Source organism: Micromonospora sp. CPCC 205546, from assembly GCF_036902715.1.
Lineage (GTDB): Bacteria > Actinomycetota > Actinomycetes > Mycobacteriales > Micromonosporaceae > Micromonospora.
This window is the reverse complement of sequence record NZ_JBAKHL010000006.1, coordinates 25,460-44,935: the sequence shown is the minus strand read 5'-3', so window position 1 is coordinate 44,935 and position 19,476 is coordinate 25,460. Positions and strand designations below refer to the sequence as shown.

15 protein-coding genes are annotated in these 19,476 nt (G+C 73.0%); 8 read left to right on the top strand and 7 right to left on the bottom strand.

Going from position 1 to position 19,476, the window contains the following annotated elements:
* The first annotated feature begins 17 nt into the window (after positions 1-17).
* The 3 genes from V6U77_RS05075 to V6U77_RS05065 all read left to right on the top strand — a co-directional run bounded on the left by V6U77_RS05075 (position 18) and on the right by V6U77_RS05065 (position 6,322).
* Positions 18-587, top strand: a complete 570-nt coding sequence (locus tag V6U77_RS05075; RefSeq protein ID WP_334604994.1) for a hypothetical protein — start codon at positions 18-20, stop codon at positions 585-587.
* Between the two features lie 83 nt (positions 588-670).
* Positions 671-5,062 carry a BREX system serine/threonine kinase PglW gene (gene pglW / locus V6U77_RS05070; protein ID WP_334604993.1) on the top strand — a complete coding sequence of 1,464 codons (4,392 nt, stop codon included), beginning with the start codon at positions 671-673 and terminating at the stop codon, positions 5,060-5,062.
* Between the two features lie 294 nt (positions 5,063-5,356).
* Positions 5,357-6,322, top strand: coding sequence for an endonuclease domain-containing protein (locus V6U77_RS05065; protein ID WP_334604992.1), 966 nt, complete (start codon positions 5,357-5,359; stop codon positions 6,320-6,322).
* Positions 6,323-6,364: 42 nt separating this feature from the next.
* On the opposite strand, the gene V6U77_RS05060 is transcribed toward V6U77_RS05065, so the two are convergent.
* Positions 6,365-6,892: a hypothetical protein gene (locus tag V6U77_RS05060; RefSeq protein ID WP_334604991.1), complete on the bottom strand. Its 528-nt coding sequence runs from the start codon at positions 6,890-6,892 to the stop codon at positions 6,365-6,367.
* Between the two features lie 60 nt (positions 6,893-6,952).
* On the opposite strand from V6U77_RS05060, the gene brig1 reads away from it, so the two are divergent.
* Both brig1 and V6U77_RS05050 read left to right on the top strand, forming a co-directional pair.
* The gene (brig1, locus tag V6U77_RS05055) at positions 6,953-7,831 is read left to right on the top strand and encodes an anti-phage DNA glycosylase Brig1 (RefSeq protein WP_334604990.1); all 879 of its coding nucleotides are present in this window, start codon (positions 6,953-6,955) and stop codon (positions 7,829-7,831) included.
* Positions 7,828-8,676 (top strand): hypothetical protein, encoded by an 849-nt coding sequence (locus tag V6U77_RS05050; protein WP_334604989.1) that lies wholly within the window; start codon positions 7,828-7,830, stop codon positions 8,674-8,676. The genes brig1 and V6U77_RS05050 overlap by 4 nt, the downstream gene beginning before the upstream one ends.
* Before the next feature lie 52 nt (positions 8,677-8,728).
* Here the strand turns inward: V6U77_RS05050 and V6U77_RS05045 are convergent, their stop codons facing one another.
* Entirely contained in the window at positions 8,729-9,769 is a 1,041-nt protein-coding gene (locus V6U77_RS05045) for an ADP-ribosylglycohydrolase family protein (RefSeq protein WP_334604988.1), read from the bottom strand.
* A gap of 270 nt (positions 9,770-10,039) precedes the next feature.
* Positions 10,040-10,279, bottom strand: a complete 240-nt coding sequence (locus V6U77_RS05040; protein ID WP_334604987.1) for a DivIVA domain-containing protein — start codon at positions 10,277-10,279, stop codon at positions 10,040-10,042.
* A 367-nt stretch (positions 10,280-10,646) separates the two neighbouring features.
* Between V6U77_RS05040 and V6U77_RS05035 the strand changes: the two genes are divergently transcribed.
* The 3 genes from V6U77_RS05035 to V6U77_RS05025 all read left to right on the top strand — a co-directional run bounded on the left by V6U77_RS05035 (position 10,647) and on the right by V6U77_RS05025 (position 13,253).
* The gene (locus V6U77_RS05035) at positions 10,647-10,886 is read left to right on the top strand and encodes a winged helix-turn-helix domain-containing protein (protein WP_334604986.1); all 240 of its coding nucleotides are present in this window, start codon (positions 10,647-10,649) and stop codon (positions 10,884-10,886) included.
* Between the two features lie 231 nt (positions 10,887-11,117).
* Complete coding sequence (locus V6U77_RS05030; RefSeq protein ID WP_334604985.1) at positions 11,118-12,107, top strand: DUF559 domain-containing protein; 990 nt, start codon at positions 11,118-11,120, stop codon at positions 12,105-12,107.
* A gap of 213 nt (positions 12,108-12,320) precedes the next feature.
* Positions 12,321-13,253: an HNH endonuclease gene (locus tag V6U77_RS05025; RefSeq protein WP_334604984.1), complete on the top strand. Its 933-nt coding sequence runs from the start codon at positions 12,321-12,323 to the stop codon at positions 13,251-13,253.
* Between the two features lie 31 nt (positions 13,254-13,284).
* Here V6U77_RS05025 and V6U77_RS05020 read toward each other — a convergent pair whose 3' ends face one another.
* From V6U77_RS05020 to V6U77_RS05005, 4 genes are all read right to left on the bottom strand, one after another.
* A complete protein-coding gene (locus V6U77_RS05020; RefSeq protein ID WP_334604983.1) occupies positions 13,285-14,037 on the bottom strand; it encodes an HD domain-containing protein in 753 nt (250 codons plus the stop codon).
* Between the two features lie 107 nt (positions 14,038-14,144).
* The gene (locus tag V6U77_RS05015) at positions 14,145-18,323 is read right to left on the bottom strand and encodes a SpoIIE family protein phosphatase (RefSeq protein ID WP_334604982.1); all 4,179 of its coding nucleotides are present in this window, start codon (positions 18,321-18,323) and stop codon (positions 14,145-14,147) included.
* Positions 18,324-18,596: 273 nt separating this feature from the next.
* Positions 18,597-19,307 carry an alpha/beta hydrolase gene (locus V6U77_RS05010; RefSeq protein ID WP_334604981.1) on the bottom strand — a complete coding sequence of 237 codons (711 nt, stop codon included), beginning with the start codon at positions 19,305-19,307 and terminating at the stop codon, positions 18,597-18,599.
* A complete protein-coding gene (locus tag V6U77_RS05005; RefSeq protein WP_334604980.1) occupies positions 19,304-19,471 on the bottom strand; it encodes a hypothetical protein in 168 nt (55 codons plus the stop codon). Before V6U77_RS05005 ends, V6U77_RS05010 begins: the two co-directional genes overlap by 4 nt.
* Positions 19,472-19,476 lie beyond the last annotated feature (5 nt).

Here is a 19,476-nt window from a genome sequence, read left to right as displayed (position 1 = left end):
TCCGAGTAGGAGGAAGCGTGCTGCGACAGCGTGGGTACTGGCGGGAGAACGGCGACCAGATCAGCGCGCAGGAGGCCTGGGACATCTGGGCCGAGCACGCGTACGACATCCTGGTCGAGGTGGCCCGGGGCTACCACGCGGTCATCACCTATGGCGAATTGAGAGACAGATTTCAAGCCGCCACGGGCATTCGGACGACCGCCCTGCTGCAGAACTGGATCGGCAACGTCCTCAACCGGGTCATCCGCGAGGCCCACCGCCGGGGTGATCCGCCGCTTAGCGCGCTGGTCGTGCGGGCCGACGACGGGATGGTCGGCCCCGGATACGACGAGGTCCTCCGGATCACCGGGGAACCACAGCCGGCGGACGAGATCGCCCGGGAGGAGCATGCCGCCCAGGCCCGGCTGGCCTGCTACCGCCACTTTGGGGCGGTTCTGCCGGTGGGTGGCGGCGTACCTGCGCTGGCGCCGAAGCTACGGGAGACCCTGAAACGCCGACGCGATCAGGCCCCCGAGCCCCGCCGGCCGGTGTGCCCCACCTGCTTCGTCCAGCTCCCCAGGAACGGTGACTGCGACTCCTGCGGGTAGGGGCCGGCGGGCGGAACGGCGCCGTGGCGACCACCGGAACGGCGGTCACCGCCACCCGCTGACCTGCCCCTAGGATCGTCGGCATGCAGGAGGGCCGGTGGACGACGATCACGCCGTCGCAGTTCGCACACGAACGGGAGGCGCTGGCGCACGTCCAGGCGCTGCTGCCCGACACCGAGCCCTACCGCGCCTGGTCGAACTTCACCTTCACCGCGCAGACCGGCCACCCCTACGAGGTCGACCTGCTGGTGGCGGGCCCGGGCGGGCTCTACCTCATCGAGATTAAGAGCCTCAACGGCCAGCTCACCTCCAGCGGCTCCAACTGGATCCTGCGCGGCCCCAGCGGCACCCGTACGTTCGACAACCCGCTGCACCTCGCCGACGCCAAGGCCAAGAAGATCAAGTCCCTGCTCCAGGTGGCGGCGAGTCAGCGCAAGGGTCCGCCGCTCAGGATCCCGTTCGTGCAGGCGGCGGTCTTCCTGTCCAAGCCGGGTCTGATCGTCAACCTCGCCGAGCACCACCTGCACGGCATCCACGGTCCCGAGCCGGCTCCCGGCCACCAGCCGGGCCCGCTGCCGACGATCGGCTCGCTGTTGCAGCGCCCACCGCAGGACGAGCGGCAGCGGGTCACCAAGGAGGTGTCCGCAGCGCTGCCGGAGCTGCTCAAGGCTGTCGGCATCGCCCGCAGCCGCAAGCACTACCAGATCGGGGCCTGGGAGCTGGACACCCGCCCGTTCGACCTGGGCCCGACTTGGCAGGACCACCACGCCCGGCACCGGGAGCTGGAGCGGGAGCACCGGCGGATCCGGATCTACCTTGTTGAGCGCAACGCGGTGCAGTCCGAGCGGGCTAGCATCGAACGTGCCGCCAAGCGCGAGATGACCGTGCTGCACGGCATCAACCACCCGGGCATCGTGCGGGTCGACTCGATGGAGTCGCACGAGGCCGGGCCCGCGCTGATCTTCCGGTACGACCCCCGCTCCATCCGGCTGGACCACTACATGGCCCAGTACGGCGACCGCCTCGACGCGCTGAGCCGGCTCGCCATGATCCGTCAGCTCGCCGAGACGGTGGCCTACGCGCACCGTCGGCGGCTGCATCACCGCGCCCTGTCGGCCCGCAGCGTGCTGGTCAGCCCGGGCCGGCGGCGTCGGGGTGGCAGCGAGGACGAAGCCTGGCTGGTGCCACAGTTGCAGGTCAGCGACTGGCAGGCGGCGACCAGGGGCGCCGACACCGCCGGCGGCAGCAGCGGTGACCCGGTGACCCACTCCTCGCACGCCGCCTCGCACATCGAGCACTCCGCCGAGGCGTACCTCGCGCCGGAGCTGACCGCCCCGAAGCCCGACGCGGTGGCGATGGACGTCTTCGGGCTGGGCGCGCTGGCGTATCTGATCCTGACCGGCGAGCCGCCGGCGGCGAAACGCCCCGAGCTGCTCTCGCGGCTGGCCCGCGACAACGGGTTGCGCGCCACCGCCGTGGCCGACGGGATCAGCCTCTTCGCCGACGAGCTGATCCAGGCGGCCACCGCCCCGGTGCCGACGCAGCGACTCACCACCGTCGCCGAGTTCGTCGAGATGCTGCAGGAGGTCGAGGACGAGCTGACCGCCCCGCCCCCCGCCTCGGTGCACCCGGAGGAACCGGAGCCCGAGCAGGTCGACCCGCTGGAGGCGCGCGGCGGCGACCGGGTCGGCGAGTGGACGATCAGGAAGAGCCTCGGCACCGGCTCGACGTGCCGGGCGTTCCTCGCGCACAACGAGCGCACCGGCAAGGACGAGGTGCTCAAGGTCGGCCTCTCCGACGAGAAGGGTGCCCGGCTCGCGCACGAGGCCCGGGTGCTCGGCCCGCTCACCGACTCCCGGGTGATCCGGCTGGCCCGGCCCGAGCCCCTGCAGCTCGGCAACCGCACCGTCGTGGTGCTGGAGCACGCCGGCGAGCTGACGCTGGCACGCAAGCTACGCGACGACGGCCGGCTCACCGTCGACGAGTTGGAGACCTACAGCCACTACCTCTTCGGGGCGCTCGACTACCTGGAGGGCGAGGGCGTCTACCACCGCGACATCAAGCCCGACAACATCGCCATCCGGATCCGTCCCAACCGCACTCGGCAGCTGGTGCTCTTCGACTTCTCCCTGGCCGGCGTCTCGGTCAAGGAGACCGCCGCCGGCACTCCCCGCTACCTGGACCCGTTCCTCGGCACCGCCAACCGGCAGGTCTACGACAAGCACGCCGAGTGGTACGCCCTCGCGGTCACCCTGCACGAGATGGCCTCGGGCGAACTGCCGGTGTGGGGCGACGGCGGCACCGAACCGCAGCTCACCGAGGGCCCGCCGGTGCTGGCCGTGGAGGCGTTCGACCCGGCGATCCGCGACGACCTGGTCGACTTCTTCCGGCAGGCCCTGCACCGCGACCACCGGCAGCGCTTCGCCTCGCTGAAGGACATGCGCGACGCCTGGCACCAGGTGTTCCGTCGCTCCGACGCGAGCGCCCCGGTCGGCACCGACCACCCGGAGATCGAGGCCGACGAGCCGGACGAGCAGGCCGCCGAGGCGGCCCGCGACGAGGCCGCGACCAGGGCGACCCGGGCCACCGCGCTGGAGGCCGCCGGCCTCACCCCGCGGGCCGTCTCCGCCGCCCACCGGCTGGAGGCCACCACCGTCGGCGAGCTGCTCACCGTGGCGAACAAGCTCGCCACCCTCCCCGGCCTCGGCGCGCGGACCCGTAAGGAGCTGCAGCGCCGGGTCAAGGAGTGGCGCGGCCGGCTGGGGGAGCGGGAGACCATCCCCACCACCCCCGCCGCCCGTAAGGCCGCCACCGCCGAGGCGGCCACCGAGACCGACGCCGGACATGGCGACGCCGATCTGGTACGCGTCGGCGTGGACGCGATCGCCACGCTGCTGCTGCCGGCGAAGAACGGCCGTAACGACACCGAGATCGAGGGCACCCGGCTGCTGCTGCACCTGCCCGACTCCTCCGGCACGCTGCCGGCGCTGCCGCCCTGGCCGCAGCAGCCGCAGGTCGCCACCGCGCTGGGCGTCAGCTCTGCCCGTATCGCGCAGATCCTCGGCAAGCAGCGCAAGCGCTGGCACGACCTCCCCGTGGTCGGCAGTGTCCGTACGCAGATCATCGAGCTGTTGCGCGACGGCGGCCGGGTGATGGGTGTCGGCGAGCTGGCCACGGCGCTGCTCGGCAGCCGGGGCTCGGTGCGTACGGGCGACGCGTTGCGCCGGGCGGTGGCACTTGCCGCGGTGCGGGCCGCCGTGGAGGTCGACGCCCTGGCCGACGAGCCGCGGCTGCTGCTGCGCCGCCACGGCGAGCGACTGCTGGTGGCCCTGGAGGCGGGCGAGGACGACGGCCCCGACACCCCGGCCGCGCCGGCCCTGCTCGACTACGCCGACGCGCTCGGCAAGGCCGCCGACCGGCTCGCCGCCAGCGAGGTGCTGCCGAGCCCGGCGACGGTGCTGCGTACCCTCGCGGCCGTGACCGCGCCCGGCGGGGCGGCCGACGCGATCGACGAGCGGCGACGGGTGCTGCTCGCGGCGGTGGCCTCGGAGCGGGCCGCCGCGACCGCGCGGCTGGAGCTCTATCCTCGCGACCTCGACCCGGTGCGGGCGCTGCGGCTGGCCCAGGCCGGTGTGGTGCCCCCGGCGGCCGGGCCCGACAAGCGGCGCGGCCTGACCCCCACGCAGGTCGCCGACCGGGTGGCCGCGCGGTTCCCCGAGTTGGAGCCGTTGCCGGGGCATCCGAAGCTGGACCGGCTGCTCGGCGAGGCCGGTTTCGAGCTGCGCTGGGACCGCGACCGGTACGTCCCGCCGCCGCCCCGCAACGCGTCGTCCTCGATGTCGTACGTGCAGCGTCGTCCGTCGGCTACGGCCGCGCCGAGCCGGTGGACGGCGGAGTCGCCGGAGCTGGCGGCGGCGATGCGGGCAGAGGAGCGCCTGACGGGCGCCAGGACCGCCGGTGGGTTCCGGGCCCTGACGGTACGCCTCAACCGGTACGCCCCGGCCCGCGAGGAACTGATCCGGCGCTTCGACGCCCGGCCGGTCAACGTGGCGGCCCGCTTCCTGGACCACCTGCACGCCCTGGTCGACGCCCGCCCGAAGCCGACCTGGGAGACGGTGCTGAGGGCCGATGTCGCGGAGCCCGGCTCCCGGCCGGCGATCAAGCTGGGCGAGTACGCCGAACAGGCGTGGCAGCTAGCCGTGCCCGAGCTGCGCGCGGAGCTGCGCGCCGGGGACGGGCCGGTGCTGCTGCACGACGCGGCGGTGCTGGCGCGCTACCGGGCTGTGGACCGGCTCTACGAGCTGGCCGACGCGGCGCGGGGCGGGGCAGGCGACGTGTGGCTGCTCTGCCCGATGGAGGACCCGGCGCTGCTGCCCAAGCTGGACGGTGCGGTCGTGCGGGTGGGCGACAACGAGTGGATCGCCCTACCGGACGCCTGGGTCGTCAACGCCCACCGCAGCGCAGCCCCCGTCTGACTGCGACACCCGCCCCTGCACCCGAGCCGCCCACCTGGCAGCCTCACGCCACCCGAGTCAGCCCTGCCTCGCGCCACCCATGTTCGCCGCCGCCGGGCGCCGCCGGTTGGCCGTGATCGTTGACGGCTGGGCGACTCGACACGCCGACCACGTCGCAGGCGAACCGCCAACGGTCGAGGCGCTGCCATAGCAGGTGCGGGCTGTCGGTGGGGAATGTCCACAGCGGGGCGGGTGTCCACAGGGCGGGGTTGGGGCGGTTGCGGGAGGGTGGGCCGGGTAGCCACCGTCGACGGCGTGAACTCGGTGCTTGGGGAGCTGGTGGAGCGGGCGGGCGGGCTGGTGACCCGCGTGGCGGCCGTGCAGGTAGTTCCGGAGTGGACGCTGTGGCAGGCATGTCGCAGTGGTGGTCTGGTTCGGGTGCTGCCCGAGGTGTTCGTGGCGGCGCACCTGCTGGACGGTCGACGGGAAACCCGCCCTGGTGCCCCTGCGCTGAGCCGACTCGACCTCGACCTGGCTCGCCGCGCGGTGTGCGCGTGGGCCGAGGGGCGCGGCGCACTCAGCCACCTCAGCGCCCTTGACGTGTGGGGGCTGCGTGGGCAGAACACCGGCGACGTGCTGCACCTGAGCGCACCGGCCGGTGCCGGCCTGCGTAGCCGACCCGGTGTGGCCGTGCACCGACGTCAGAACCTTATCCTTGAGCCACCGCAGGTGGTGCTCCGGAGGGGATGGCCGGTGACCCGGCTCGAGCAGACCCTGGTCGACTCGTGGCCGATCCTGCCGTCGGCCGAGCGGCGGGCGCCGGTGATCCGGGCGGTCAACGACCGGCTCACCACGCCTGAGCGGCTGGCGGTGGCCCTGGGGAATGCGCCGAAGCTGCCCGACCGGGCAGCGTTTCGGACGCTGCTGACGAGGCTCGCCGAGGGCTGTCGTAGCCCGTTGGAGATCTGGGGGCACGAGAACGTCTTCACCGGTCCCGGGATGCCGGCGTTCCGCCGCCAGGTGCGGGTACGCGTCGGGCCACGGACCATGTATCTCGACCTGTTCGCCGAGCGGGAACGGGTCGACATCGAACTCGACGGCGCCACGACACACGGCGACCCCCGTCAGCGGGAGATCGACCTGCGACGGGACGCGCTGCTGGCGACGGTCGGGATCATGGTGGTCCGCTTCGCCCATCGCCGCCTGTTTCACGAGGCCGACGACGTACGCCGGGAAACTCTGGCCATCCTGACGAATCGCCGGTCGGGCGCGACCGCCTGAGCCCGCGCAACCACCGTGTCGCCGGAGTGAGCGACGAACGATCTAGGCGAACTCCGACAGCAACGCCGTCTGCGCCGGGGTGAGGCGCCACGGCGCGTCCCGGCCGGCCGGCGGGAAGACCTGGGCGGCCTCGACGTCGGCTCTGCGCAGGCTCGTCGCGACGCCGATCTTGACGCCCCTGGAGGTCAGGGTGTCTAGCAGGGCGCGGGCGTCGAAGAGGTATGCCGCAGAGATCCGCCACTGGTGGTGGCGTACCGCACCGGGCGGCCGGGGCGGACCACTCAACACCAGGTAGAAGTCGCAGGGATGCGGGCTGATGTCGATGCCGGTGAAGGCGTCGCCGTAAATCTTGACGTTCACGGTCTTGCCGGCGAGCGGACCGGAGCGGAAGACACCGTCGTAGCCGGCCTGGACCGCCGTGTGGGCCAGCTCGATGTCGAACACCTGCGCGGCGATGAACTCGCCGACGTCACCCGGCCGCGCCGATCGCCCGGTGAGCGCCGCGATCCGGGCGTCCAACTCGTCGCGGGTGCGCAGCAACGCGGCCAACTGGCGCAAGGTCTCGGTCACGAGGTTGATTCTTCGCGTTGCGCTCTGGCTTCACCAGTCACGCGTCGCTAACTTCCTGTCATGACGACCTCCGCTCGGCAGCGCGTCGCGGCCTTCTGGGACGCCCACGTCGAATCCTGGCTCAGCGGCGAGGATCAACTACCGCGACCGTTGCAGTGCTGGTTCGACTCCTATGTGGGCGTCGGCCCCGGCGCGGTGACCCGCGAGGGCTTTCCCGAGCCTTACCACGGTGACCTCCTCGGGCTGGAGCGCACGCCACGGATGGTGGTGCTCGGCCTGAACCCCGGCGAGTTCCGTTCCCGCTTCCAGGCGCGTGGCGGTGTCTTCGCCAAGGAGATCGCCGAGCACGGTTCGTACAGCAGGTGGGCCACGACGTGCCCCTACAACCGGCCGCCGTGGACGTTGCCGCAGGAGATGGGGAAGAACAGGTACTACGAGGCGCGGCTTGCGTTCACCCGCCGGTGGCTACAGGATCCGAGCGCCGACCATCGTGACCTGCTGATATTCGAGTGCTATCCCTGGCACTCGAAGTCCATCACGGCCCCGCTGCGGCCACCACCGGAGATCATCGAGGAGTTCGTGTGGCAGCCGGTCGCGGAGCTGCCCGTGCGGGACGTGTTCGCCTTCGGCCGTCCCTGGGACGGGATCGCTCAGGCGCTCAAGCTGCCGCTGACGGGCGAGCTGGGATCCGGCGGCACGGACTACGGGTCGAAGGTGCCCGGCCGGGCGGTGCGGACGTACGGGCTGCCGTCGGGGCAGCGGCTGGTTGTCGAGTGGCACCGAGGATCGGCCGGACCGCCGAACGTCAAGGAGACGGCCCTGCTGCGGAAAGCGCTCGTCGACGCCGGGAGTGACGGCATCCGGACGACGCCCATTCCCAGGGCGGGAGTCTCCGTCGACTCGACCCCTGCTCCGACCCCGATCGGTCCGTCCTCGTGACCCACGCCAGCGACCCTGTCGTCACCGCCAGCCGGATCGCGCAGCTCGATCAGTACATGGCCGAGCACGTCCTGGCGCCTTCCGGGGCCTGCGTCTGCCGCAGGCTCGGCAGCTGCCGTGAGAGCGCCCTGGGCGGACGCCGATCGGCCTCCCGACCCGAGGCGGCTTTCGCCGCGGGGCAACTCTCGCACGTCGGCCACCACTACGACCTGGTCCTCGACGGGGTGCCGGCGCGAACCCTCGTCATCGCCATGGAGACCGGGCGGGCGCGCGAGGGCGTGACCCTCAAACAACGTCATGCCGAGGTGATGCAGTCCGCCGGCCTGGCGTTCACCGCCCGGAATCCGCACATGCGCGGTGTCACGAGCGCGCTGCGGCTCGCCGTGGGGCGTGAACCCGGGCCCGACCGGGCCGGTGAGCTGCTCCACCTGGACGGCGTCCGTTCCCCGGTGCACCTCTTCGACGCCTACGCCATGGCCAACATGCGGCTCTGCTCGGCCGTGGTCAGCGGCACGACCAGGTCGCTCGGTAACGCCACGATGAGTCGCAACTGCGCCCCGCATCTGGCGGCGACGATCGCGATCCTCCAGCCGACCCTCTGCATCGTCCAGGGCGTCGAGGTGCGCAAGTCGCTTACCGCGATCATGAGCCGCCGTCGGGAGATCGCACCACACCTCGTACAGGCGAGTATCGCCGGCGTCGACACGCTCGTCGCCGCCTTCACCCACCCGTCCGCCATGCGGCTGACGGACCACTGGGGGCGGCTGACCAGCGTGCCGTACCTGCACGGGACGGTTGTGCCGACGATCAGAACCGCGCGCCGATGGCTTCAGCAGCGAAGCTGACGGTTGTCGCCGTTGTCCAGCCACGCCCCCGGATGCGGACAGCGCGAATGGGCTACCAGCCCGGGTAACGCTCCCACCAGTGCGGATCGGTCTCGTCGCCGTAGCCGCTGCCGGACGGGCCGTCCGCGAACTCGGTGAGGAGATCCCGGGCCAGGACGTCGGCGACCCACGCCAACTCGACCCGGGAGACCACGTCGACAGGGAGCGCGTCGACGCCGTGCGCGGCACCGAGGAACGCGCCGGCGGTCGCGGCCACGTGCTTGCCGTGCGGAACGGCTGCGGCAAAGAGCAGGGCGTCGCGTAGCTGCGAGCGGTCGGGATAGGAGAGCGCGACGTAGACGGCTCCGGCCAGTGCCGATGCCGCACGAGCGTCCGGCGCGAGCTGCGCCAGGACCTCTGCCTGGCGCGGGCGCGTCCGTCCGGCGTGCAGGGCCGGGGCGAGAGGCAGCCCGGTCAGGACCGTCACGATCGACTGGCACTCCCGCTGCGCGAGTTCCGCCGCCTTCTCGACGTCCTGACGCTTGACGACGTTGGCGATCACCGTGGCACCCAGTGCGGCGGCGTCGGCCGCTGCCGGGCCGTGGGTGGTGGCTGCGATCTCCGCCGCGAAGCGCCCGGGTTGCGGCCCCCACCCCGGGATGAGCCCGGCGGGCAGGCTCCGGGTGAGCCCATGGGCCCCGACGCTGCTCCAGGCAGCTTTCCCTGGCGCGTACGTGGCTTGGCTCTGCAACGCGGAGACGGTGGCGGGAGCGGACCCACGCCGGGCCGCCAGCGTCGGCACCCGAGCGAGCCAGCCGTCCGGCCAGTCCTGCTCCTGCCAGCGCTTGATGCCAGGGATGCCCTGCAGCGCGGCCCACCTCGTGTAGGCATGGTGCACCACGCCGGGAGGATGGCAGATGCCCTTGTGGGTGCCCCGGATGTTGGCCCGGATGATGCCCTCGATGGTGAAGCAGGCGAGCTGGCCGGCGCTGGTGACCGGCAGGGTTCCGCCCGCCGGCACCTTGCCGCCCGTCGCGCCGATCGCGTCACCGAGCATCAGCCCGAGCACGCAGCCCCGAGCGGTCGCGAGCTGCTCTGCCGTCACCTTGGTCACCCTGAGAAGCATAGGAGCGGGTGGCACACGGGCGTTGCGGGGTCGGCGGGCTGACGACGGGGCGGAGGCCGGCGAGCTGAACGTAGATCTCGCGCTTGTCGGTCGCGTCGCCGCGTCGGTTCAGGACGTAGCCGGTCAGCCAGATCCAGCCGGCGTACGTCGGTTGGTCGGCTACCGAGACGACGCGGAAGGTCAGGGCGCGGTCCCCGGCGAACTGCACCGAGGCCCGGCCGTCGACGACGAGCAGGTCGCCGGGGGAGGGGCGCGCGGTCACCAGTGGCCGGAGTTGCGGTGGTGCTCCTCCGGCGGCCGGCACTCCCGCGCGTGCATGGTCTGCCAGTCGCGCAGCGCCCGCCTGATCCGGTCGTTCTCCTGGCTGAGTAGCCGTACCGTCTCGTTGAGCATGGCCAGCTCGTCGGAGACCCGGGCCTGGAACTCGCGTACCTCCACGGGGTCGACGCCCCGCCGGCGCGCGGCGAACTCGCGGGTCCGCACCTCGTGTGGCGTCAACCGGCCCGGGTATCCGGTGGGATGGGGCTGAGCACCTCGATAGACCTGGGCCACGACGATCCTCTCTCCAGGGCAGGCGGGAGCGCAGGCTCCGCGCGGTGGGGTCTGGAAGGGCGGGTCGTCCGCGAGGGGGCCGCGGACGACCCGCCCGCTCGGCCGCCGCAGCCCGATTCGGCGGTACGACGGCAGAGCAGCCGGACGGGGCCGGGACGGGCACGCACACCCGCCCCGACCAGGGGGTGAGCCGAACTCGTTGCCACGCGAGGAGCGGCTCCGAACCAACATAACTAGACATGTCAGATGAGTCAACGTTGCTTGTTAGGCGCGTCGCGGTGTGATCGAATCGGATTGCCACGCGAGGAGTGCCATGCGAGAAGTGCCGGACTATTGGCGCATCGCCGATGATGTGATCGCCGACGTCAGATCCAAGAAGTTGAAGCCGGAGGACAGGCTGCCCTCGATCGCCGAACTGCGTCAGACCTACGGCGTCAGTCACGGGACCGTGCAGATGGCGTATGCCCGGCTGGAGGCGTTGCGCGTCATCCGTCGCCATCAGGGCAAGGGAGTCTTCGTGAATGATCCCGCGCTCTGGATGCGGGAGCCCTGATCGGGGCACCGCTCTCCGTCGGGTGCCGCGCGGTCCAGCGGTGAATGGCGCTCGATCATCTGCTGAAAACCCGGCCGAAGTGGTGGGTGGCTTCCGGGTGACCGACAAACGATCATCGACGCCATAGCACGGTCGCCGACGCGGGTGGGTGTTGTCCACAGCGGAGCGGTCGTCCACAGCGCTCGCGGGGGCATGTGGCAGGTGGTGGCCGTGTCCCGCACGGTCGGCGGCGTGAACTCTGTGCTGCGTGCCCTGGTCGACCGCAACGGCGGGCTCGTTTCCCGACGCGACGCGTCGCAGGTGCTCCCGCGCTGGGTGCTGGAGGACGCGTCGCGCTCCGGACGCCTGCTCCGGCTTCTGCCCGGGGTCTACGTGGACGCCGCCCTGGTCGACGGCGCGGAGGGCGCGCCGCCGCTGGCCCGGGTCGCCCCGGTCCTGGCCCGGCGGGCAGCGGTGGCCTATGCGGGCGGGCGTGGCGCGCTGAGCCACCTCAGCGCCCTGGACGTGTGGAGGCTGCGCCGTCAGCCGCCCGGCGAACCCGTACATCTCAACGTGCCGACCGGTGCGGGGCTGCGCAGCGGGCCGCACCTGGTCGTACACTATCGCCGGTCCTTCGCTCCGGAGCCACCTCACGCGCTGATACGCGACGGCGTGCCGGTCACCCGATTGGACCGGACGCTCGTCGACGCGTGGCCGCTGCTGTCTCCGGTGGACCGACCGGCGACCCTCATCAGGGCGGTCAACGACCGTCTGACCACCCCGCAGCGGATCGTCGCTGAGTTGACGACCGCGCCGAAGCTGCCGGATCGCGCCGCGCTACGCCGGCTGCTGGACCGGCTCGCCGCCGGCTGCCGCAGTCCGCTGGAGATATGGGGGCACGACCATGTCTTCGTCGGGCCGGGAATGCCGCCGTTCCAACGGCAGGTGCGGGTGCGCCTGGGCGGACGGATCGCGTACCTCGACCTGTTCGCCGAGACGGAGCTGGTCGACATCGAGCTGGACGGCGCGACCACCCACGCCGACCTGCGGGAACGCGAGATCGACCTGCGACGCGACGCACTGTTGGCGGCCAGGGGCGTTCTCGTCGTCCGCTTCAGCCACCGCCGGCTGCTGCACGAGCCCGACGAGGTGCGTCGTGAGACGCTCGCCGTCCTCGCGGCCCGCCGGAGGCAGGACTTCGCGCCCGACCCCGGGTTGAGGCGGCGACTCCTGATCGAATGAGCCGTGCAGAAGGTGGCCGCTCCCGGCACGGCTCTGCCGACCACGATCATTTGATGAGGAACCGGTGAGCCTGATCCCCACCCTCCGGTTGGCCATCAACTGATCACGGGAATGATCCGGTGTGGCCCCACACAGGAGGTCAGGTGGCGTCAGTGGAGGCGTCGACTGTTCGGGGGGTGGCGCGGAGATCAACGTAGCGGCACGCTTGTCGGCGTGAAGGCCTTCGTGGGGGTCACGGATGAGAAGTGGTACCGCTTCCTGGCGGCGCGTCCCGAGCTGAACGAGGTCAACTTCTGGCGACCTTCGGGCGGTGGCTTTCGGGCGCTCACGGCCGGCGAGCCATTCTTCTTCAAGGCTCACCACCCCCTCAACCGTGTCGTCGGTGGCGGCTTCTTCAGCGGCTTCACGCAGCTGCGGATCTCCGAGGCGTGGGAGTTGTTCGGGCAGGCCAACGGCGCCGCGAGCATCGACGAGATGCGTCGCAGCGTCGGCCACTACCGAAGGCAGCCGATCGCGCCCGACGAGGATCCGGTCATCGGCTGCATCTTCGTGCGTGACGCCCGCTTCTTCCCGGACGAGTCCACCGTCGGCCCGCCGCCGGAGTTCAAGCCGAACGTGGTGCAGGGCAAGACGTACGACCTCGCGGACGCCGCCTGGGGCGAGTATTTCGAACTGCTGATCCACCGCCTGATCGGCACGACGGTCGAACTGGACCTCAGCGAGCCCTGGCATCGCCCCGGCCCGGTCTACGGAGATCCACGGTTGGTGCCCCAGCGGCTGGGCCAGCAGTCGTTCAAGGCCGTGGTGCTCGGGGCGTACGGCCGCCGCTGCGCGATCACCGGCAACAGGGTCCAGCCGGTGTTGCAGGCGGCGCACATCCGACCGCTGCCGAAGGGCGGCGAGCACCGCCTGGACAACGGCCTGCTCCTGAAGTCGGACGTGCACATCCTCTTCGACAGGGGCTACCTGGGCGTGGATCCCAAGCACCGGCTCGTGGTCAGCCCCCGGCTGCGCAGCGAGTTCGGCAACGGCGACCAGTTCTACGCCAAGGCGGGTGAGCAGATCGCTGTTCCGGATCGCCGGGCCGACCGACCGAACGCGGAGTTCCTGGAATGGCACCTCGACACCGTCTACAAGGCGGCCTGACCCTCGCAGCCGGATTGGTCGGGAGGCGCCGTCAGTTCGGGTGGGGTGGCTCGTCGAGGATGGCGCTGAAACGCTCCTCGGCCAGGTCGAGCTGGCCGAGGATGTGCTCCTTGACCGGCGCCGACAGGGGAGTGTCCGCCCGGGTGACGAGGTCGCGGTAGACCGGCACGAGCGGCCGGTACTTGCGGGCCGAGGAGGTCACCTTCGGCCCGACGGTGTGGATGACGCCCACCCCGTTGTCCGTGAAGTCGGAGATCTTGATGACCCGCGCCCACGGCTCCCGGTCGAGGCTGGCCGCCACGTGCTCCCGGTACTGCACGTGCTTGTCGCGCCCCGGGTCGTACGCCGGATTGGTCACCGCGCCGACCAGGCGGGCCACCCGCGGGCCGAAGCGGGCCGCGAGCACGGCCAGGGCGGCGGCCGTGGCGTCCCCGCCGTCGTGCGCCCCGGTGGGTTCGCCGCCAGGCATGGCGGCCAGCTCGCCGGGGTGGTCCTCGACCGCGTCGTGCAGCAGGCCGGCGACGATCACGTCGACATCGCGGACCTGGTAGTGGTGCATCATCCGGATCGCCACCCGCAGCAGGTGGTTCAGGTAGGGCTCGCGTACCCGCCGGTCGTCGTGGTGCAGCTCGGCGGCCAGGTCGAGGGCCTCGGTGAGTCGCGCCCGGGCGGCCTCGTCGAACGCGCGCAGCTCCAGCCGGAACCGGGCCAGCAGGCCGGGCTCGCCGTGGATCTCGGTGATCGCGTGCATCGGCATGGTGGCCAGGTAGGCGGGAAACTCCATGCGCCACTTATAGCCGATCTTCACCCTTCCGGGGGCCCCTGTCGTCGGCCACCCGACGCCGGTACCCGCGGCCGGCGGTCATCGCAACGGCCGTCAGGACGGCCCGGTCAGGCGCCGGAGACGCGCTTGGCCAGGCGTACGGTCGTGCCGTCGACATCGCCGTCGACGCTGGCCTCGTCCATCAACCGCGTCATGATCAGCCGGCCCCGGCCGCGCTCGCTGTCGTCGGGGGTCGCCTCCCGCCACCCGCCGGTGTCGGCGACCACGATCTCCAGCCGGTCGGCGCGCAGCCGCCCCCGGACGGTGACGGACGCCTCCGGGGCGAACCGGTAGCCGTGCTCGATCGCGTTGGCGCACGCCTCGCCGGCCGCGATCAGCGCCGCGTCGACGTCGGCCTCGCCGATGCCGAGGCCGGTGAGCCACTCCCGCAGCGCCTCCCGCGTCGGCCTGAGCTGCCCCGGGTCGGCGGTCAGCGTCGCGGCGAAGACCGCCGGCTCGCGGTGCCGGTAGACCAGCACCGCCACGTCGTCGTTGCGGGTGTCGGGCAGCAGGTCCCGGACCATCCGGTCGGCCAGCGCCCCCTCGGGCAGCTCGCGGCCCTGGGTGAGCGCGGCGACCGCCCGGGAGATGCCGGCGTCGATCAGTTCCCGGCGGCGCTCGATCAGCCCGTCGGTGTAGAGCAGCAGCGTCGAGCCGGGCCGCAGCCGGGCCCCGGCCTCCGGCCGGCCGGGCACCGTGACGCTGGCCAGCGGCACCGAACCGGCGCGGGTCAGCAACTCGGCGGAGCCGTCCGGGTGCACCAGGATGCCCGGCGGGTGGCCGGCCGACGAGTAGCGCAGCAGGCCCAGCGAGCGGTCGATGATGGCGCAGAAGACGGTGGTGCAGGCGCCGCCGGGCACCATGCGGGCGAAGTCGTCCAGCGCGCTGAGCACCTCGGCGGGGCTCTTGGCCTGCAGGAGCAGGGCCCGCGAGGCGCTGCGCAGCTGACCCATCACGGTGGCGGCGGGCAGGCCCCGCCCCACCACGTCGCCCACCACCACGCCGACGAGGTCGCCGGGGAGCTGGACCACGTCGTACCAGTCGCCGCCCACCTCCAGGGGCGCCACCGCCGGCTGGTAGCGGGTGGCGAACCCGGCCGGCAGGTCGACCGGGCCGAGCATCGCCCGCTGCATGGCCAGGGCCACCGTCCGCTGGGTCTCGAAGGCCCGCGCGCGCACGAGCGCCTGGGCCAGCGCCGCGCAGAGCTGGCGCACCAGCGGCCGGTCCACCGTCGGCACCGACCGGGGCGGCTCCAGCTCCAGCCACACCCCGCCGGAGGTCCCGCCCGGCTCGACGCGCGCCCCGATCGCGGTGACCCGGCCCGCGTCGTCGACGACCAGCTGCGGATCACCATCGGCGGGCAGCCCGTCGAGTGCCCGCTGCACCCGCCCGGTCAGCGTCAGGCCCTGGGTCACCACCAGCGGCGTGCCGGCGGCGTCGGCGCAGACCGCCAGGCCGCGGGTGCCGTCCAGCAGGGTGCACAGCTCGGACAGGCCGGCGTCGAGCACCTCGGCCACGTCGGTGGCGCGGGCGAGCCGGCCGGAGAGCGCGGCCAGGGCGGACTGCCGCGCGGCGGCCCGGACCTCGGCGGTCACGTCGCGCAGCGTGGCGACGTAGAGGCGACGGCCGGTCCGCGGTTCCCGCAGCGAGTTGTAGACCGCCTCGGCCCAGATCCGGTGCCCGTCGGCGTGCCGCAGCGGCAGGGTGACCCGTCCCCGGTCGGAGCCGCGCGCGGCACACAGCAGGTCGACCAGCAGCCGCCGGTCGGCGGGTGCCGCGTCGGCCTCCGGCCACCACGGGTGCGGCGGCGCGACCGGCGCCGCCAGCCGGGCGGCGCCGATCAGGCGGCAGAACGCCTCGTTCGCCTCGATCAGTGCCCCCTCGGCGTCGACCACGGCGAACGCGTCCTGCAACGACTCGATCAGCGCCGCCCGCCAGGTCGCCTCCTCGTTGCGCAACCGCGCCAGCTCCAGGTGCGCGCCGACCCGGGCCAGCAGCTCCTCGGACGAGAACGGCTTGGCCAGGTAGTCGTCGGCCCCGGTCCGCAGCCCCTCCACCGCCGCCTCCTCGCCGGCGCGGGCGGAGAGCACGATGATCGGCATCCCGGCCGTACGCCGGTCGGCGCGTAGCGCCCGGACCAGCCCGAAGCCGTCCAGGCGGGGCATCATCACATCGGTCAGCACCAGGTCCGGCATCCGTTCGGCGATCCGGTCGAGCGCCTCCCGGCCGTCGGCCGCGACGACGACCCGGTGCTGCGGCGCCAGCAGGCTCGCCAGGAAGGCGCGCAGGTCGGCGTTGTCGTCCACCACCAGCACCGTCGCGACGTCCCGGGCGTCGTCGTCCGCCCGCTCCGGGCGGGCGGGCGCGGCCTCCGGCAGCCAGCGCAGGGCCTCCGCGACGTACGCCTCGTGGGCCGGCTCGTCGACCCGCTCGCGGTGCCTGCTCGTGGCGGTGGGCCGGCCGTACGGCAGGCGGACGGTGAACGTGGAGCCCTCGCCCTCGACCGAGCGCACGCTGACCTCGCCGCCGTGGCGCTGGACCATCTCCTGCACCAGCGCCAACCCGATGCCGGTGCCCTCGTGCGAGCGGCCCCCGGCGCCGCGTACCCGGTGGAAGCGGCGGAACAGCAGCGGCTGCTGGTCGGCCGGGACGCCGACGCCGGTGTCGTCGACGCTGAGCGTCACCCGCCCGTCGTCGCCCGCCAGCCGCAGCCGCACCGTGCCGGTGAGGGTGTACTTCAGGGCGTTGGAGAGCAGGTTGACGACCACCTTCTCCCACATGTCGCGGTCCACGTACGCGGTGCGTGGCAGCGCCTCGACGTCGACCTCGTAGGCCAGCCCGGCCTGGCGCATGGCGTACGCGAAGGACTCCGCGATGCCGGTGGTGAGCGCCGGCAGGTCGGTCTCCACCCGCTCCGGCGCCAGCCGGCCGCTCTCCATCCGGGCGAAGTCGAGCATGTCGTTGACCAGCTTGCGTAGCCGGCCGGTGTTGCGGTGCACCAGCTCCAGGCGTTCGCGCTGGCCCGGCGGGAGCGGTTCCCGCCGGTCGGCGAGGCTCTCCCGCACCGGACCGGCGATCAGCGTCAGCGGGGTGCGCAGCTCGTGGCTGACGTCGGTGAAGAACTCCGTCTTCGCCGCGTCCAGTTCGGCCAGCGCCGCGGCCCGGCGCCGCTGCGCCTCGTACGCCAGCACGTCGCCCAGCGCCGTCGAGACCCGGTTGGCCACCAGGTCGAGGAAGCCGCGGTACGCCTCGTCCAGTTCGCGGAAGGGGCTGACGCCGGCGACCAGCACGCCGGCCGGCCGGGCCTGCCCGGTCGCCAGCAGGGGCAGCACCACCACCTCGTCCACCGGCACCCCGACGACCGCCCCGGCCCCGGCGCGGGGGTCGCCGGGCAGGGCCACTCCCCGGACCCGCGCGGGGCGGCCGGTGCGCGCCACCTCGGCGATGCGGGTCAGCCAGTCGGGGCTCGCGACGGCGTCGTCGGCCACGCCGACCGAGGCGGCCAGCACCAGCTCGTCCGCGTCGGATGACGCGTCACCGCCCGCTCCGGGGCCGGTCGGGTAGCTGTCGTCACCCGGCGTCGTCCCCTCCGGGCGCAGGTAGATCATGGCGACGGGCAGGTCGGCCGGGCTGCCGGTGAGCACCCGGGCCGCCGCCCGGACGGCGTCGCGGGTGGTGTCCGCCGCCGCGATGGAGATCGAACCCAGCTCGCGCAGCGTCTCCAGCCGCCGGTCACCCAGCACCCGGGCGGTGACGTCGGTGGTGGCCACGAAGACGCCGGGAACCCGCCCGTGCCCGGCGCGCACCGGGCTGTAGGAGAAGGTCCAGTACGTCTCCTCCAGGTAGCCGTGCCGGTCGAGCAGGAGCAGTTGGTTCTCCGCGTAGGTGGCGCCCCGGCCGGCGAGCACCTGGTCGGTGAGCGGGCCCAGTTCGGTCCAGACCTCCGCCCAGCACTGCGCTCCCGGCTGGCCGACCGCGGCCGGGTACTTGTCGCCGAGCACCGGGGTGTACGCGTGGTTGAAGATCTGCACCAGTTCGGTGCCCCACCACAGCAGCATCGGGATCTTCGACGGCAGCACCGTACGCACCGCCGCGCACAGCTCCGGTGGCCAGGTCTCCACCGGGCCCAGGGGGGTGGCCGCCCAGTCGGTCACCCGGTGCGCGGCGCTGGTCGGGTCGTCGCCGGAGAAGAGGTCGTCAACGGCCGTCCCGGCGCCCGCCGGTCCGACGCGCTGCTTCGAATCCACGTCCCGGCCCCCTGTCACCGCGCTGGTTTCCGGGTCGCAAGCAGCCGCCGAGCCCTGCCCCTCATCGTCCCGCCGGGATCACTTTCCCTACCGGCCACCGCTTGAACCGTCCATCGACGTGACCCGACCCGCACTCCGGAGGACCTTCGCGCCGCGCCCGGCACCCCCGCCGTCGTCCCGTGGTCGATCATGCAGTCGTGGTGCCCCGCAAAGGCCGCGGACCGCCCCGTACCGGCCACCGGAACTGCATGATCGCCGGGGGCGGGGAGGGGGTTAGGTGGTGAGCCAGGTGGTGGCGCGGGTGCGGATGGGCGGCGGGATCTCGTGGGGGCCCGGGAACTCGTCGTAGGTGACGTCGTAGCCGAGGGCGCGCAGGCGGGGGACCAGCCGGCGGCTGCACACGTCGACCGGCAGGACGGGGTCCCGCGTGCCGTGCGAGACGTATAGCCGGGGCCGGCCGCGGGTGACCAGCGGCGCGGCGAAGCCGGGGGAGAAGGCCACCACCGCGTCGACCAGGTCGCCGTTGGTCAGGCCCAGGGAGAGGGCGTACGAGGCGCCGTCGGAGAACCCGCCGAACGCGACCCCCGCCACGGGATAGCCGGCGAAGGCCGTGGCGAGCAGGTCGTCGATGCGCCGTACGTCGGTCCCGAAGCCCTCGCCGCCGATCAGGTCCCAACTGCTCGCCACCGACTGCGGGGCCACCAGCAGCAGCCGGTGCGCGTCGGCCACGGGCAGCAGCAGGTCCAGCCCCTGCCGGGCCGAGCCGCCGGCGCCGTGCAGGAGCAGCACCAGCCGGTACGGCGGACCGTCGACCGGTTCCGGGGCGTACAGCAGCGCCGGCGGGGCGCCCCCGGGGCCGGCCAGCGACGCGGGCCCGGCGGCGGCCAGGGCGGTCGGCGGCGCCGGACGCGCGGTGAGCCGGCCGTGCCGGGGGCTCTCCTCCGGCTGCCGGTGCGGGGGCGCGGGCTCGACCACGTCGATCACCGCTGTTCGTCGTCGGCGGCCATGCGCAGGCGGTTACCCGCCAGCCCGACGGTCAGTCCCACCGGCACGGCGGGTGCGTCCTCGTCATCCCGGTCCTCCCCGGGACCGGTCCTCGTGGCGTGGACGGTCGACCGGATCATCCCGTCCCGGAGCGTCGACGGCAAGGGGC

What these genes read in the sequence shown, in the direction of transcription:
- V6U77_RS05020 (WP_334604983.1), bottom strand. Translation starts at nt 14,037, where the DNA reads ATGGAGTTTCCCGCCTACCTGGCCACCATGCCGATGCACGCGATCACC.
- pglW (WP_334604993.1), top strand. Translation starts at nt 671, where the DNA reads ATGCAGGAGGGCCGGTGGACGACGATCACGCCGTCGCAGTTCGCACAC.
- brig1 (WP_334604990.1), top strand. Translation starts at nt 6,953, where the DNA reads ATGACGACCTCCGCTCGGCAGCGCGTCGCGGCCTTCTGGGACGCCCAC.
- V6U77_RS05035 (WP_334604986.1), top strand. Translation starts at nt 10,647, where the DNA reads ATGCGAGAAGTGCCGGACTATTGGCGCATCGCCGATGATGTGATCGCC.